This is a genomic window from uncultured Collinsella sp. (assembly GCF_959026545.1).
Classification (GTDB): domain Bacteria; phylum Actinomycetota; class Coriobacteriia; order Coriobacteriales; family Coriobacteriaceae; genus Collinsella.
The window spans coordinates 75,334-90,497 of sequence record NZ_CAUFLV010000001.1; the positions used below are offsets into that span (position 1 = coordinate 75,334).

Below are 15,164 nucleotides of genomic sequence, written 5' to 3' on the forward strand. Positions count from 1 at the left end.
TCCCATCGACGCGCGTTGCGCGCGAAATCCGACGAAGCGTCAGTTCAGACTACTCAAACTCGATGGTCCCGCAGGGCTTGGGAGTGAGGTCGTACAGGACACGGCAGATACCGTCGACCTCAGAGGCAATGCGGTCGCCGATCTTCTTGAGAAGCGCCCAGTCGAGCTCGGGCACCTCCGCGGTCATGGCATCGACGGTGTTGACGGCGCGGATGAACGCCGGCCACTCGTAGAGGCGCTTGCCCTCCTTCACGCCGGTGACGCGGAAGTCGGGCACGGACACGAAGTACTGCCAAACCTTGCCCTCGAGACCGGCGGATGCGAACTCCTCGCGCAGGATCGCGTCGGCCTCACGCAGGGCCTCCAGGCGATCGCGGGTAATGGCGCCGAGGCAGCGCACGCCCAGGCCGGGACCCGGGAAAGGCTGGCGCTCGACCATGTTCTCGGGCAGGCCGAGCTCGCGTCCCACGACGCGGACCTCGTCCTTGTACAGCAGGCGGACGGGCTCGCAGAGCTCGAACTGCAGGTCGTCGGGCAGACCGCCCACGTTGTGGTGGGCCTTCACGCCGTCGGACTCGAGGATGTCGGGGTAGATGGTGCCCTGGGCGAGGAAGGATACCTCGTCGCCCACCTTGCGGGCCTCCTCCTCAAACACGCGGATGAACTCGGCGCCGATAATCTTGCGCTTGGCCTCGGGCTCGGCAACGCCGTCGAGCAGGGACAGGAAGCGGTCGGTGGCGTCGACGTAGACGAGGTTGGCGTCGAGCTGGTTGCGGAACACGTCGACGACCTGCTCGGACTCGCCCTTGCGCATGAGGCCGTGGTTCACGTGCACGCAGATGAGCTGCTTGCCGATGGCCTTGATGAGCAGCGCGGCGACCACGGAGGAATCGACGCCGCCGGACAGGGCCAGGAGGGCCTTCTTATCGCCGATCTGCTCGCGGCAGGCGGCGACCTGCTCCTCGATGAAAGCCTGAGCAAGCTCAGGGGTGGTGATGCGGACCATGTCGTCGGGGCGCTTGTTCAGATCCATGGGTCTCCTTTCAAGGGCGCGCGCAGCGAGCGCGACGGGACGTCTTGTAGGCGGGACGTCATATATCACACAGCATTATGCCTTTTCCGCGTGATAGATGCGGGAGAATCGTGCGGTGATGATACGATTTCCACCGTAGAAACCTGTCTAAGGAGGACCGATGGTCACCCTGTCCGACGCCCGCATCGACGAGCTCATCGCCGAGGACGTGCCTTATATCGACCTAACCAGCCATATTCTGGGCGTCGACGCCCAACCGGGGGAAATGGAGTACTTCACCCGCGAGGCGTGCGTGCTCGCCGGAAGCGAGGTGGCCTCCCGCATCGCAACCAAGCTTGGGTGCACCGTTGTATGCATCCTGCCCGACGGCACGGAGCTCGAGGCGGGCCAGGCCTTCATGACCCTCGGCGGGACGGCCGCCCAGCTCCATCAGGCCTGGAAGGTCTGCCTCAACGTGTTCGACCATCTCTCCGCCGTTGCGACCAAGACCCGCGCGATGGTCGACGCCGCGCACGCCGCCAACCCGTCCTGCGAGATCCTCACCACGCGCAAGAGCATGCCGGGCGTGAAGGACCTCCTCGTGGAGGCTACCATCGCCGGCGGCGCGTTCCCCCACCGCCTGGGCCTGTCCGAGACCGTCCTCGTGTTCGACCATCACCTCTCGTTCATGGGAGGGATCGACGCGTTCATTGAGCAACTGCCCCAGATCCGTTCGCGCTGCATCGAGAAGAAGCTGTTCGTCGAGGTAAACGCCGAACAGGCGCTCACCCTCGCATGGCACAACGCCGCCTGCACGCGCGCCTGCGCCGCCTCGCGCGGGGCCGTTGCCTGGGCCGGCGTCGATGGCGTCCAGCTCGACAAGGTCGCAGTCGACGAGCTGGCCGAGCTCGTGTGCAACCTGCGCGCGCTCGACCCGCGCCTCACCATCATCGCCGCCGGGGGCGTCAACCCCGAAAACGCGGGGGAATATGCCGCCACCGGCGTGGACGGACTCGCCACCACCGCGCCCTTCACCGCCAAGCCCGTCGACATGAGCGTCCGCACACAGCGCCTGGGATAGGAAACCATGACCCCTTCTTCTGAACCCGCCCCTTCCGCCGCCTGCGAGAACACCGCCGGCGCCAACACGGGCGCAACCAACGCCGAAAGTGCCGTCGCGCGCGCGGGCGCCGCGAGCGACGCCGAAGGCCCCTCCGCCAGCGCGAGCACCGCCGTCAACGCCAACGCGGCGCCGGTGAAGCGCTACTCGCTGTTCACCGCGATCTGCCTGATCGTGGGCATCTGTATCGGCTCCGGCATCTTCTTCAAGTCCGACAACGTCCTCATCGCCACCGGCGGCAACGTCGCGCTCGGCGTCGCCATGATGCTGCTCGCCGCCACGACCATCGTCTTCGGCGGCCTCACCCTGGCCCGCTTTGCCGCGCGCACCACCGGCCACGGGGGCCTGATCGCCTACGCGGAGGAATTCCTGGGCCCGCGCCGCGCCGCGTTCATCGGCTGGAACTTCACCTTTCTGTACATGCCCGTCGTCTGCTCCGTGCTCAGCTGGGTTGTGGGCGTGTACGCGTGCATGACCTTCAACCTGCCCGGGACATTTGCCTGGCAGATGGGCATCGGCCTGGCATTCCTGCTGGCTTGCACCGCGTGGAACATCCTGTGGCCCACCTTGAGCGGCTACTTCCAAAATCTCACCACGCTGGCCAAGGCCCTGCCTCTGGTGCTCGTTGGCGTGATCGGCCTTATGGTGAACGACCCGGTCGCCCAGCTGAGCTCCGACATCGCCGCCGCACCGGCAGCCGGCACCGCATGGATCGCCGCGGCGGCGCCCGTCGCCTTCGCCTTCGACGGCTGGAGCTCCGCAGTGAGCATCGCGCCGGAACTTAAAGATGCACGCCGCAACCTGCCCCGCGCGCTCATCGCCGCCCCCGTCATCATCCTCGCGCTTTACCTGGGATACTTCGTGGGTATCTCGTGCTTCCTCGGGCCGCAGACCGTCATCGAGGCGGGCGATGCGAGCCTCTCGCTCATGTTCGTCAAGCTCTTTGGCGAGCAGGCCGGTGCGCTGCCCAACGTCATCGCGCTCATCGCCGTGCTCGGAGGTGCCAACGGCATGGTGCTTGCCACCCTGCGCATGCCCCAGTCCCTGGCGCTCCACCACATGATGCCTTGCGAGCGCACCGTGAGCCGCATGAACGCGACGCTGCGCTTCCCGGTGGTGAGCGCCATGATCGCATTGGCCACCACGTTGTTCTGGGTTGGCGTGCATGCCGTGGTGAGCACCCTGGCGCTGCTTCCCAACGGCGATATCTCCGAGGTCGTGGTGGCAATGACCATGCTGATCCTGCCGCTGTATTACGCCGAAGCGCTCCGCGGGGCGCTGCGCGAGGACGCCCCCGCGCTCATGCGCGTACGCCGCGCTGTGGCACCCGCCATCGCGCTCGCGAGCTCACTCACCATCGGCCTGTCGAGCATCTCCGATCCAACGCGCTGGCCGTTCGTCATGGCCTTCACGGCGCTGCTCCTCGTGATGACCTTCGCGCTCACACCCAAGCGGGGCGCTTAGGCGTCCGGAAGCGCGCGCTCCTCGCGAGCCTCGGCGAAGGCTGCCTTCATGGTGGGGTTATTCCGCGTGAGCTTGCGGATGGTGAGGCCCTGGGCCTTGTCGTTCGCCAGGCGCAGGTTGTTCTCGCTCGAAATCAGATTGTTTCTTCTATCGCGATGAGCGGATGCGCCGTCGCTCGCGCTGCGACTCAATCATATGGCGTATCGCCATCACGGGATGATGGAAGAGCATGCGCGGACCCGCGTACCGCATCACCGTGCGGATGCGCTCGAGCATCTCGGGTCGGTAGCAGTGCACCGTGCAATTCGAGCAGAACGTCTTTTCTTCCATGAACGGGCAGTGCTCGCTGCGCGCGTGGGCATACGCCTCGAGCTCGGCGCATTCGGGACAGAGGTCCCGCCGCTCCCCGGAGTCCTGCTCCCGAAGGGCCGCCCCCTCCCGCATCTGCTGCATCTCGCCGCCCCGCTCTCGCAGCGGCGCCGAACGATGCGCGGAATGATTGCCCTTGCAATACAAGGCGATCATCTGGCTTACGATTTCCTGCTCGCGTTCGCGCTTGCGCTTCAGCGCATCGGCCGTCAGGCGCGCCTCGCTCTTCACCATCGTCCGCTACACCTCGTAACTATCCGTAAAATCGGGATCGACGCCCGGCGCCTCCTCGACGGCGACGCCCTCGCGGGCAGCGCGCTCCGCCTCCTCGCGGGCCTCGTCGAACTTCGCCTTCATGGTTTTGTTACCCCAGGTAAGCTTGCGGATGCTGAGCCCCTGGGCTTTGTCGTTCGCCAGACGCAGGTTGTTCTCGCTCGAGATCAGATTGTCCTTGACCTTCTGCAGGTGCTTGATGGTGGCGTCGATCTCATCGATGGCCGTCTGGAACTTGCGGCTCGCCAGGTCGTAGTTGCGGTTGAAGCCCTCCTGGAATCCCAGCAGCTTTTCCTCGAACTCTGTGACGTCGATGTTCTGTTGGCGTACGAGCTCGAGCTCCTGCTTGTAGGCAAGCGCGTTCATGGCAGCGTTGCGCAGCAGCGTGATCATGGGAATGAAGAACTGCGGGCGGATCACGTACATCTTCTCGTAGCGATAGCTCACGTCCACGATGCCCGTGTTGTACAGCTCGCTCTCCGGCTCGAGCAGGGTGACCAGCACCGCGTACTCGCAGCCCTTCTTCTTGCGGTCCGAATCGAGCTTCTTGAAGAAGTCCTCGTTCTTGTGCTTGGTGGCCGTGGTGTCGTTCTCGTTCTTCATCTCGAACATGATCGACACGATCTCGTTACCGGCCTCATCGCACTCGCGGAAGATGAAGTCACCCTTGGTGCCGTCGGAGGCGTCGTTGTCCTTCTCGAAGTAGGCACGAGGGAACGCCGTGGCGCGCAGCTGATTGAACTGGGTCTCGCAGTGCTGCTCGAGGGTCTCGCCCACCATCTTGGTGGAGAGGCGCGCCTTCATATCGCGCAGGCGCTCGATCTCCTCGTCCTTGTAGCGGATAAGGTCCTGAGCGCTCTTGCGGGCCTGCTCGATCTCGAGCGCGTGGGCGGTCTCGATCTGCCGCTTCTCCGCCTCGCGCGTCTCGTGGTCGGCGGCGCGGCCGTCCTTTTCGCGCGCGAGGTCAAAGCGAGCCGCATCCAGGTCGTGAGCGAGCTTGGCGCGCTCCTCCTCGAAGGCGGTGCGCGCCTCATTCACAGCTTGCGTCACCGCGAGATCTCGCTGGGTGGCGCCGGCGTCCAGCTGCGCCTTGAGCGAGGCGATCTGCGCATCGCGCGCGGCGACCATCTGGCGCAGCTCCTCTTTTTTGTCGGCGGCGTCCTGCTGCACGACCATGCGCTCGCGCTGGGCGGCGACCTTCACCGCAGACTCGCGCTCCTCAACGGCGGACTCGAGCTTGGCGGAGAGCTCGGCGATGCGGGCATCCGCCTCGGCGCGAACGCGCATGAGCTCGGCGGCGCGCTCAGCCTGCTCGCTCGCCAGCTTTGCGGAGCTCGCCGCGTTCGCCTCCTGCAGGGCCGCGGCGCCCTGCGCTCGCGCCTCCTGCAGCTCGGCGGCACTGCGGGCCTTGGCCTCCTGTAGCTCTGCCGCGCCGCGTGCGAGCGCCTCCTGCAGCTCGGCCTTCTGGGCCGCCATCGTGCGGTCGAGCTCTGCCTTGGCCTGAGAGCGGGCGAGCTCGAGCGCCTGCTCGTGCTCGCGACGCAGCGAGGCGGCGCGCTCCTCCACCTCATGGGCGAACTGATCATCTCGCACCTGACGGACAATGCCCTCGTAATCGCTCTCATCGAGATTGATGACCGTACCGCACTTGGGACACGTGACCTGGTTCATATGCCTGCTCCTCGTCTGGCCGCCACCCGAAGGCTCATCCGAGCCCATTCCATATGCTTCGAACTATACCCGCCCGTCCGGACAAAACTCGTACGCGGCACCGCGCGGAGCGAGATCGCCCGACGCGTCCACTCGGCGCGCTCATCGGACAGACGCCACCATCCTGCGGATACTCGGCAAACTCGAGGCTTCCTCCAGTATGGCGATCAGTTCGTCAGCCTGGAAGAACACACCACGACGCCTGTTTCCAATCGGCCGTAAGATCTCATATTCACATGCCCTGGACACAACGTTTTGTGCCGCGCGTGGAGTGATATCCAATTCGCTCGCGACGTACGCAACGTTGACCACCGGCTGCTCCGCCAATATGGACGGCAGCTTATAGATGCTGGAATTTTCGCGCTCGGTCATTATCTCGCGCCAGCCCTCGAACACGTCATCGAGGCTCCTCGCCACGAGCCTGCCCACCACAAGAGACAACTCAAGCGCCTCCACGAGCTGCCTGACCACGGCGATGGGATCACCTTGCTGATACGCATCGAGAGACTCCATGTAGGCATCTACGTTGTGAAGCAGGCCCGCGGACACGGGCAGTGTGACATGGGACATCACCCCGGATTTGCGCAGCATCTTGTGCAGCAACACACGGCCCGTCCGCCCGTTCCCATCAATGAACGGGTGAACCGTTTCGAACTGTGCATGCAAAACCGCGGCCTGAACGACGGGGTCGACATCATCGCGTGAGGCAAAGCGAACCATGTCGTCAAGATACTCGGGAACGCGCTCCCATGCCGGCGGCACATACTGAGCGCCGTGGGGACTGTACGGGGTCCCTCCCACCCAAACCTGCTCTTCCCGTAACTCTCCTCCAAATGTCTCACCGCTCCAATTGATCAGAGCCCGATGAATATCGAGGATTGATTCGACGGTCAGTTCGTCACGAGCGGACAGCGCCTCTCGCATCGCAGCGATGTTTCCCGCGATGAGGCGGGCGTTCTGAGGCGTCTCATCGGTCAGCTCCGCCAACGCGACGTTTCGAACACTTGAGGTGAGCCGTTCAATCTGAGAGCTTGCGGAGGATTCGCTTCTCAACAGGAGGGCGGGCAGGTCATACCCGCGCTCAGCCTGTTCGCCATCAAAACGGGCGATCGATATGAGCAGGTCGGACATGCGCGCCGAAAGAACCGAATCAAGGAAGACGTCCTTGTGCGTAATCATGTGCGGAACCGCGGCATCGTACTCGGGCAATATTCTTCTACGGGCGCTTTTGGGAAAAAACTCGAGCTCGTCTGGGTCGCGCTGCCACGCTCGCTGTTCATACGAGATTGGCTGCCATTGATTAAGCCGTCTGCCCGCTGCCACCATTTTTACTTCCTTTACATAGCTGCTAACGGAAGTGAACTGGATTTCACTTCCGTTATTGTAGCTTAAGAGAAGTGAACTATATTTCACTTCCGATAGCATATGGCTAACGGAAGTGAAACTCGATTCACTTCCGTTAGGTGCCCTCTTTTGGAAGCGAGCTGCTCGCGGCGCCGTCTTCCCTTGAGGGAAGGGCGCGACGCAGATACACCATGTCCCTGAGCTGAACTCCCGCCTCGATAATCGGATGGTCGTAGTTGTCGACGAAGAAATTGGGCAGCACATGTGAACGCGCGAAGCCGCACGTCTCGTAAAACGGCACGGTAAGCGGGCTATCCCCCGTGCCCACCTGCAGCACGCCGTGCGTGGGCGCGTACCGGGTGGCCGCAAAGTCCAGAAGGGCGCGACCCACGCCGCGGCGCTGGAACTCGGGAGCGACCGCCAGGTTCTTCACCTCGGCAATGCGCGCACCGGAGGCGTCAACGCCCTCGTCAGTCACGATCATGCAACCGAGGACGGGCGCGGGCCGGACCGAAAGCTCAGATTCGGCTCCACTCATAGGGGTGAGTCCGGAGCTCTCAGCTGAAGCGCATCCCAAATCTCCCCATCCGAACGCCGCGTACATATCGCCTCGGCGCAAATAGCGCTCGACCATATCCCACTGCTCATCGGCAAGCAGGAGCAGGTCGCGGTATCGCTCACGGTCGCGATCGACGGATGCGATGTGAAGGGACAACGTCACGAGTGAACTCCCAAAGCCATCGAAGGGTGATTGCGGCGTCATTGTAGCGTGCCTTTTCACCCTCGTCTCTGGGTCGAAAGCCACAAATCGAGTGATTTTGTAACGAATAATCGGAAGGGGCAAGTAGACGGGCAAAACCGACGGCATAACCGCTGATAAACTCCTTTACTTTTTCCCTCTATCCGGCCATGCAATTTCTTCGTTACAAAAACGCTCGATTTGCGGCAATCCGCTTTGGACACGACAACGAGAACGACCTTCACGCCATCTGGCATCCTCTGGGAAGTCTGCCAGCGGGGACCGGAGCGGCGGCGGACTGCGCACCGGGAACCGCAACGTCAGGCTGTACGCTGGGTTAACTTACCGCGAGTCGGTCACGAACACGGCGGCGCGGACCTGATGCCACGGACTGCGTTCGGGCGCGACCTGGAGCACGCGGCACTCGAAGACGTCCTCGTGACCGTAGAAGAACATGGTCGAGAGCGGCCCCACCAAATCAGCTGGGATGTAACCGAGCATGGTGCCGTGGAACTTGACGGCGATGGCGTCAGCGTCGTGCGGGTTATCGCGCTCCGGCTCGAGGTCGAGCGTGTCGCCCGCTTTGAGCTCGTTGAGGACAAGCGCACCGTCGTGGTGCTGGAATCCGGCGATATTGAACGTGAACAGATTGCGTGACGGCTCGTACATGGTGGACTCCCTTCAAGCCCTGCACCGCGCTCCGTTTACGCGGCTTTTTCTACGGCTTAAAGGTACGACCCCGTGCAGACAAAATGACGATCTACCCAACTTGACGCCGAGCAGCGCATTGATAGATCATGCAGCCAGTCGAAGGAGGCATCCCATGCACACCGTCCAATACGAAATCATCAACATTCCCGCCATCGATCTGGAACGAATTAAGTTGCCAAGATTCCAGCGTAAGCTCGTGTGGCCAAGAAGCAAAAAAGAGCAGTTTATCAATACTCTTCATGAGGGACTGCCCTTCGGGTCGGTGTTGGTCTATCCCGAAAGCCAAGAGCCGGATGCCAACCTCCTCATCATAGACGGCCAGCAGAGACTATCAACCATCATCGAATTCAACCGCGACCGTCTTAAGTTTTGGAAACCACTGAACCCAGAGATTTATGGAAGTGCACTTCTCTCAATCAACAGCTCCCTTCCGGACGGTGCCCAACTCAGCGAGTCAGAATTTGATAACCTCCTTCATCAAGACAGGCGTTCTCTCGATGACTGGCTTGACGATATCGATGACAAGGCGAGCCGGAAAACCGTGCGTGCGGAATTTGGAAGAATCGAGCAGGAGCTATCCAATTATGTCGATTTCTCCAGCCTCCTCATACCCGCAATCAAGTTCATCGGTGACAAGAGCCTTATCGCAGAGGTCTTCTCTCGTCTGAATCAAGGTGGCGTTAAATTATCGAAATACCAGGTATTCAGTGCCGCTTGGATACACACGCAAATCAAACTCTCTACATCCGAACTTCAAAACGACATTTTGGAAAATGTAAAGAAGTACTACACATCCATGGGAAAGGGAGCAGCTTTTGAACTCGATGACTTTTCTGAAGATGCATTGACCGCGACTAGAATAATCACCCTCTCCGACCTCGCCATCGCTCTTGGAATGTACATGCAGGAGCACCTGAATTCACTCGCCCCTCAAACCGACAATAAGATTGCTGAACTCGGATTCGGCCTTCTGGGCGTCGCCGTCGATCTCGATAATCGAAAATTGGGAAAGCTACTCGACTACTCCGACTTTATCCAATCCAATCTCCAGATCATCCTGGAAAAGACCGAGCGCATCTGCAGCAATCTGCAAGACGTGTTTTCAAAAATGTTGAAGGTCGTCAAGGCCAACAAAAGTGACGAATACGCCCGGGCACTTTCGACCAATTTCAAAACCCTGTCTTATTTTGCCGCGCTTTGGTACCTGGATCCTGACTCACCTGAGTATCGTCACACCCTTAGGAACATTAAGGGCCATTACCTGCTCGACGCCCTTACGGGAGTCTGGAGCTCCGCCGGCGACCAGCGCCTCCTCGAGTATCAGCCAAGCTATAAAAAACGCGACTACCTTACCCCCGTTGACCAACGCGAACTCGAATCCGCTTTCGACCAATGGCTTTCATCCAACACGGCGGGAATTCGGTTCAATGGGGAGACCAAGGCGATCATCACTATTCATGCCAATTTAACCTACTTGGCGAAAACAGTTCCAAATGGAGAGAGCTTCGAGCTCGAGCACATCATTGCGAAAAAATACTTCGAAGCGGCGGACGAGAAAACTAGGCAGGCGCTATTTGGCAATTCCATAGGTAACTGCATGTTCCTGCCCAAAGGGCTCAACAACCGAAAGAAAGCCAAAACCCTTTATGAGGTCAATACCGATGAGCGCTACACAAAGCTCATCACGGAGTCTTTCTATTTCTCTGAGCAAGACTTAGAGGATGCAATCGGGGCTATTGCATCTGGCAATCGCGAGCTCGCCAACAGCATCATTAAAAGACGCGCAAAGCTTATCGCAGATGACACAGTCAGAATCCTGCTCATATAAAGCTGGGCACAACGCGCTGGCATGGCGTCAATTATTCATCCTGTTGACAATCGCCTTGCCGATTAAATGCGGTATGCCCACGATGAGGGCGTTTCCCATGCAGAACGCACGGTTGACATCAGTCATGCCGGTGTCCGTCCAGCCTCTCGGGAAGCCCTGAAGCTGATCGAGCTCATCTGGGACCAAACGGCGATACCTGCCGTCCGCCGTCGCGACAATATGTTTGCTTCGAGAAGCCGACCCCCCCCCTCACTGGTAAGGATGGTTCGGGCAGGCGCGTCAACGGGGTCGGGAAAAGCCATGGCGCCCTCAGAATACCGATACGTAAAGCCCGTCTTTTTGTTGACGCGTGGCTCGTTCTTCCCACCCTTGAAATAGCGCCATTTGGCAAGCTTCGCCTCGTCGACGAAAAATTCTTCCGGCACCTCAGAATCGGAAACGAGAACGTCGCCCAGCGTCTTGCTCGGCCCTTCATACGCTGCCTCGACTTTTGCGGTCATAACTGTACAGCCCTGCATGACTCCCGCATTTTGAAACGGGGATGTCTTAAGCCCCACGCCGAAGCGCTCCGTGTTCTCAAAAGGATCGTCATAAATCGGAATCGTCGCTTCCGTCGCAACGCATCGCGCCGGAAGCGCATCCGCCATAACACCCGCGCGGAGTCGTTCCTTCAGATCCCAAGCGTCTTCCGTCCGCTCTGCGTAGATATACACTCTGCGGCGCTTCTGCGGGAACCCGTAATCCGCTCCATTCACCACACGCCATTCCGCGGAATATCCAAGCGAAGCCAAGCAAGACAGAATAATTGCGAAGTCGCGACCGCGTTGCGACGCGGGACTCTTGAGCAGGCGATCAACATTTTCGAACAGACAGTACTTGGGCTGCTTCAAACGCAGGAACCGATAGATGTCCCACCATAGAACACCCTTCTTGCCCTCAATACCGTTTGCCTGTGACAGGGGCTTTGCCACGGAGTAATCTTGACAGGGGAATCCGCCGACAACCATATCCACATCGGGAATATCGATCTCTCCCACTTCATAAGCGCCCAAAACCGCATGTATGTCTTCGTTGACCACGGAACCGTAGCCGAATCGCTCTTCATAACAACGCGCAGCAAACTGCCTGGCAGGAGAGCCCTGGGGCTCCCACTGATTCGCCCAAACCGTCACGAACGGCCCGGCAGCGGGCATCTCAAACTCCGGATGATCCTCATTGCTATAGCCCTCAAGACCCAGGCGAAAACCGCCAACCCCCGCGAACAATTCCGCAACTCGTATCACGTTTCCAGTCATTCCGCTGTGTCCTAGCCTCTCTTCAAGCGCTTCATCAGTCGGAGCGCGCAAATCCCGCCTTACTCTATCGATCTCGGATGCGATATAACGCGCGTTCAGCCAAAAGCACTTCTTCGTCTCGAACGATCCATAAGGCGTCGGAAGCACATCTGCTTTGTTTCTGCCATGCGGCCTTACATGGCAACACCGATTTTCCGTTGATTTGACCGACTGGTCCGCATGACCGGATCTCACCCGCCGCTGCATTTCCTCATAACAGCGACGCGCTTCCAGCAGGTCCATGTCGGGCATCTGCCAAAAGAGCAGCTCAGCCAATCTAAACGTACCTTTATCGGCCGCGTCCTCCCGATATACAACGAAGAGATACTTCTGAGCCAAGTAACGCCTAAAGTCACTGGAATTGAACTCACATATCGCAAGGTCGCAGTAATCGAACGTCGGAAATGAAATCGACTCCTTGGGCATTCCGTTGCACTTGATCCTCATCGTCTTTGGCTTCACGCCCGCTTTCTCAAACTCCGCGATGCGAGAATCCTCGTCGACACCCAGGATGTGCTTCGTTATAAGCGCGCAAAGGTTCTTGGGCTTCCTATTTCCCTGCCACCCATATCCACACACGCTCGCCAATTCGTTTTCCGACAAGCCTATATATGGCTCGAATCTACGCCTCACCAACGCAAGCAAATCGAGCCCCGAACTTCCACTGTCCCTGCGAATTGCCTGTGCTTCTAGCATGCCGTTGAGCGCGACTGTCATATACGAAGGCTTTATTGCCCAAGCCCTCGGCTTGGCGGGGACATCCGAATACGGTTGCTCCGTTCGCTTCGCGGCATTCGCCGCTTTGGTCGCTGCCTCCAGATACAAGGTGTCCGAACCGGACAGCTCATGAGCCCTGCCTCGGCGAATCTTCCGCACGACGATATCCCAATCCCTTTTGAACGTCGGGATATCTTCATCCGGAATTCCCCAGAGCTCCACAAGCTTGACGAGATAATCAACGGGATTGAGCTCTTTGTCATATTGGTACGCAATGAGCAAGATCTGGTGTAGCTTCTTCTGAAGCGAGCTCGTCTCCCAAGTCTCATCAACAACGCTCATATAATTGATCATGCTAATTACCAGACGCTCTTTAGCCGAAAGTCGCCCGTCTTTCAATTGTTTGAGCGGAGTCGTTTTCAACTCAGTTCCAACTTCGGCAAAATCCGCATCAGGGTCGCTATTGATTTCATAATGGAAGTAGTACTTTTCAACCGCGTTGCCGAACGACCCCCTTCTTTTATGTGGGTCCTCGACTCGCTCCAGTCCCGGGCATTCCTCCCTGAGCGTATGGCCTTCAAGACGCTTGGCATACGCAAGGATTGACTCAATTGAAGAGCTGTCATATTCCAGGGTTGCGTCCACGATTTCCACCTTATTAGGAACGCCTGTTCGATCTCTGTATTGTACCGATCGAACAGACGTTCCTCAAAGTAGGTGCAGTCGGATTGGCGGGAACCAATGCTTGCCCGTATTCCCTTCGCATCGCCTATACAATATTGATCAACGCAATTCCCACACCAAAGGAGCCCTCGCCATGTCCAACTCCTACCTTGTCGTCATCGACATGCAAAATGACTTCATCGACGGCGCCCTGGGCACGCCCGAGGCGCAGGCCATCGTCGAGGCGGTCGCCCAACGCGCCAGCAGCTTCAGCGGCACGGTCGTTTTCACCAAAGACACCCACGGCAGCGACTACGCAACCACGCAAGAGGGTCGCAACCTGCCCATTCCCCACTGCATCGCCGGCACGACCGGCTGGGAGCTCGCACCCGCCCTCGAGACGGTTCGCACCCACCGCAGCGCTCCCGTGTTCGAAAAGCCCTCGTTCGGATCGCTCGACCTTGCCCGCTGGCTCGTCGCGCAAAACGACGCCGAGCCCATCGACTCCATCGAACTCTGCGGCCTGTGCACCGACATCTGCGTGGTCAGCAACGCCCTCACCATCAAGGCGCACCTGCCCGAGGTCCCGCTCAGCGTGAACCCCGCCCTGAGCGCCGGCGTCACCCCCGCCGCGCACGACGCCGCGATCACCACCATGGCGAGCTGTCAGGTGCAAATCCTGTAACCGGGCTCGGGCCTCGTTTTGCGGCGGCCTTTCGCCCCGATGACCCGCCTGAGACAGACCCCATACCCACGCACGGGCCTCACCCCGCGCCGTCTCTCGCGACCTTGCGATTGGCGGCGTTCTTGTTTTTTGGCCAGCTACCGTGCCAACGCTGCAGCGTACCATTTGAATGCTGGGATGAGCTGCATGCGCAGCACGTTGCGACGCGCATCGAAACCGCTGCTGCGGATTCTCAGCCGAATGCCCATCGCACGTGCAACGTCCACGACGAGCTGGTTGTACAGATGCTCTTCGACAATGTCCTCGTACCAGACGTTCAATATGGTCCAGCCCGAGCCAACCAGCTTGTTCTGCCTGCGGTCGTCGCGCTCGACCTGCTCGATCGTGTGGAACTTGCGGCCCTTGTACTCGAGACCGACCTTATGACCGGGGAATGCAACGTCCACATAGCGGTCCCCGTCGGCGGTTGAGACGCGATGGTTGAGCGAGACAGGCCCGAGGGCATAACCACCGAGTCGCCGCGGCCAGGTAAGCAATGCGCAAAGAACGGATTCCATGGGCGAGTTGGAGCCGTCACCGACCAGCTCAAGCGCCTCGCGGGCCCGGACGATCCCCGGCGCTCCGGGCATCGCATCCAGCACACGGGCGATCTGTTCGACGGAAGTCAGGGGCTTCGCCGTGTTGGTAAGACCATCCCATGAATCATCGAGGAGGTAGGTTCCGCACAGCTCGAGGCCGATCATCGCCAGCTCCTCGACGGTGCGCTGCCGCTTCTTGTGCAGGTCCACTGTTGCAAGATGCAGAAATGTCAGAGCCGGGCTCGTCACTAAAACATCCCTATTCACGTAAATAAGCGAACGAGGTGGCAACTCCGCCGCGCTGCGGTGGCACACGATGTCGTCGCGGCTGCGGGCGCCCGACTCTTTGGACACCAGGATGTGCACGGGACGCGTTTTCGCACCCAAACGCCCCATGTCGTCCGCAAACATAGCTTTTGGCGATATGCCGCAGCCATCCAGTTTTTGCGTGCGTGGTCTATCCAAAAACTCCGGCGCCAATCGTCCGCTCGATCGCATAAATTCGAGCGCTGACTCTCCAAAAATGCATACGCTCATGACCGTCGCCCCCTCGGCCCGATACGTTTTGCTCAGTGTGGTCAAAATACCCTGATTGTGCGCTGAGCAATCAGTGACGC

14 protein-coding genes are annotated in these 15,164 nt (G+C 59.9%); 4 read left to right on the plus strand and 10 right to left on the minus strand.

Going from position 1 to position 15,164, the window contains the following annotated elements; translation table 11 throughout:
- Window positions 1-49 precede the first annotated feature (49 nt).
- Window positions 50-1,033: a glutamine-hydrolyzing GMP synthase gene (gene guaA / locus Q5Q88_RS00340; protein ID WP_302741081.1), complete on the minus strand. Its 984-nt coding sequence runs from the start codon at window positions 1,031-1,033 to the stop codon at window positions 50-52.
- A gap of 160 nt (window positions 1,034-1,193) precedes the next feature.
- On the opposite strand from guaA, the gene modD reads away from it, so the two are divergent.
- The gene (gene modD, locus Q5Q88_RS00345) at window positions 1,194-2,093 is read left to right on the plus strand and encodes a ModD protein (RefSeq protein WP_302741083.1); all 900 of its coding nucleotides are present in this window, start codon (window positions 1,194-1,196) and stop codon (window positions 2,091-2,093) included.
- Window positions 2,094-2,099: 6 nt separating this feature from the next.
- Window positions 2,100-3,596 (plus strand): APC family permease, encoded by a 1,497-nt coding sequence (locus Q5Q88_RS00350; protein WP_302741085.1) that lies wholly within the window; start codon window positions 2,100-2,102, stop codon window positions 3,594-3,596.
- Here the strand turns inward: Q5Q88_RS00350 and Q5Q88_RS00355 are convergent.
- The 6 genes from Q5Q88_RS00355 to Q5Q88_RS00380 form a co-directional block, all read right to left on the minus strand.
- Window positions 3,593-3,787, minus strand: coding sequence for a hypothetical protein (locus Q5Q88_RS00355; protein WP_199588935.1), 195 nt, complete (start codon window positions 3,785-3,787; stop codon window positions 3,593-3,595). The two genes, Q5Q88_RS00350 and Q5Q88_RS00355, sit on opposite strands and share 4 nt — an antisense overlap.
- Complete coding sequence (locus tag Q5Q88_RS00360) at window positions 3,744-4,199, minus strand: nitrous oxide-stimulated promoter family protein (RefSeq protein ID WP_118654291.1); 456 nt, start codon at window positions 4,197-4,199, stop codon at window positions 3,744-3,746. The genes Q5Q88_RS00355 and Q5Q88_RS00360 overlap by 44 nt, the downstream gene beginning before the upstream one ends.
- Before the next feature lie 6 nt (window positions 4,200-4,205).
- Window positions 4,206-5,909 carry a DUF2130 domain-containing protein gene (locus Q5Q88_RS00365; protein WP_118654292.1) on the minus strand — a complete coding sequence of 568 codons (1,704 nt, stop codon included), beginning with the start codon at window positions 5,907-5,909 and terminating at the stop codon, window positions 4,206-4,208.
- A 141-nt stretch (window positions 5,910-6,050) separates the two neighbouring features.
- Window positions 6,051-7,157 (minus strand): Fic family protein, encoded by a 1,107-nt coding sequence (locus tag Q5Q88_RS00370; RefSeq protein ID WP_302741090.1) that lies wholly within the window; start codon window positions 7,155-7,157, stop codon window positions 6,051-6,053.
- A gap of 250 nt (window positions 7,158-7,407) precedes the next feature.
- The gene (locus Q5Q88_RS00375; protein WP_233546240.1) at window positions 7,408-8,013 is read right to left on the minus strand and encodes an N-acetyltransferase; all 606 of its coding nucleotides are present in this window, start codon (window positions 8,011-8,013) and stop codon (window positions 7,408-7,410) included.
- A 360-nt stretch (window positions 8,014-8,373) separates the two neighbouring features.
- The gene (locus tag Q5Q88_RS00380; RefSeq protein WP_118654294.1) at window positions 8,374-8,700 is read right to left on the minus strand and encodes an HIRAN domain-containing protein; all 327 of its coding nucleotides are present in this window, start codon (window positions 8,698-8,700) and stop codon (window positions 8,374-8,376) included.
- Window positions 8,701-8,854: 154 nt separating this feature from the next.
- On the opposite strand from Q5Q88_RS00380, the gene Q5Q88_RS00385 reads away from it, so the two are divergent.
- Window positions 8,855-10,570 (plus strand): DUF262 domain-containing protein, encoded by a 1,716-nt coding sequence (locus tag Q5Q88_RS00385; protein ID WP_158574852.1) that lies wholly within the window; start codon window positions 8,855-8,857, stop codon window positions 10,568-10,570.
- A 27-nt stretch (window positions 10,571-10,597) separates the two neighbouring features.
- Here the strand turns inward: Q5Q88_RS00385 and Q5Q88_RS09245 are convergent, their stop codons facing one another.
- Both Q5Q88_RS09245 and Q5Q88_RS00390 read right to left on the minus strand, forming a co-directional pair.
- Window positions 10,598-10,756, minus strand: a complete 159-nt coding sequence (locus tag Q5Q88_RS09245) for a hypothetical protein (protein ID WP_366921401.1) — start codon at window positions 10,754-10,756, stop codon at window positions 10,598-10,600.
- Window positions 10,693-13,266, minus strand: coding sequence for a Sau3AI family type II restriction endonuclease (locus tag Q5Q88_RS00390; protein WP_302741096.1), 2,574 nt, complete (start codon window positions 13,264-13,266; stop codon window positions 10,693-10,695). Before Q5Q88_RS00390 ends, Q5Q88_RS09245 begins: the two co-directional genes overlap by 64 nt.
- A gap of 172 nt (window positions 13,267-13,438) precedes the next feature.
- On the opposite strand from Q5Q88_RS00390, the gene Q5Q88_RS00395 reads away from it, so the two are divergent.
- Window positions 13,439-13,969 (plus strand): cysteine hydrolase family protein, encoded by a 531-nt coding sequence (locus tag Q5Q88_RS00395; RefSeq protein ID WP_118654247.1) that lies wholly within the window; start codon window positions 13,439-13,441, stop codon window positions 13,967-13,969.
- A gap of 137 nt (window positions 13,970-14,106) precedes the next feature.
- Here the strand turns inward: Q5Q88_RS00395 and Q5Q88_RS00400 are convergent, their stop codons facing one another.
- Window positions 14,107-15,084, minus strand: a complete 978-nt coding sequence (locus tag Q5Q88_RS00400; protein ID WP_302741099.1) for a hypothetical protein — start codon at window positions 15,082-15,084, stop codon at window positions 14,107-14,109.
- Between the last annotated feature and the right edge of the window lie 80 nt (window positions 15,085-15,164).

Bases quoted from the DNA above. Each gene is read 5' to 3' on its own strand.
- guaA (WP_302741081.1), bottom strand. From the start codon at position 1,033: ATGGATCTGAACAAGCGCCCCGACGACATGGTCCGCATCACCACCCCT.
- modD (WP_302741083.1), top strand. From the start codon at position 1,194: ATGGTCACCCTGTCCGACGCCCGCATCGACGAGCTCATCGCCGAGGAC.
- Q5Q88_RS00350 (WP_302741085.1), top strand. From the start codon at position 2,100: ATGACCCCTTCTTCTGAACCCGCCCCTTCCGCCGCCTGCGAGAACACC.
- Q5Q88_RS00360 (WP_118654291.1), bottom strand. From the start codon at position 4,199: ATGGTGAAGAGCGAGGCGCGCCTGACGGCCGATGCGCTGAAGCGCAAG.
- Q5Q88_RS00365 (WP_118654292.1), bottom strand. From the start codon at position 5,909: ATGAACCAGGTCACGTGTCCCAAGTGCGGTACGGTCATCAATCTCGAT.
- Q5Q88_RS00380 (WP_118654294.1), bottom strand. From the start codon at position 8,700: ATGTACGAGCCGTCACGCAATCTGTTCACGTTCAATATCGCCGGATTC.
- Q5Q88_RS00385 (WP_158574852.1), top strand. From the start codon at position 8,855: ATGCACACCGTCCAATACGAAATCATCAACATTCCCGCCATCGATCTG.
- Q5Q88_RS00395 (WP_118654247.1), top strand. From the start codon at position 13,439: ATGTCCAACTCCTACCTTGTCGTCATCGACATGCAAAATGACTTCATC.
- Q5Q88_RS00400 (WP_302741099.1), bottom strand. From the start codon at position 15,084: ATGAGCGTATGCATTTTTGGAGAGTCAGCGCTCGAATTTATGCGATCG.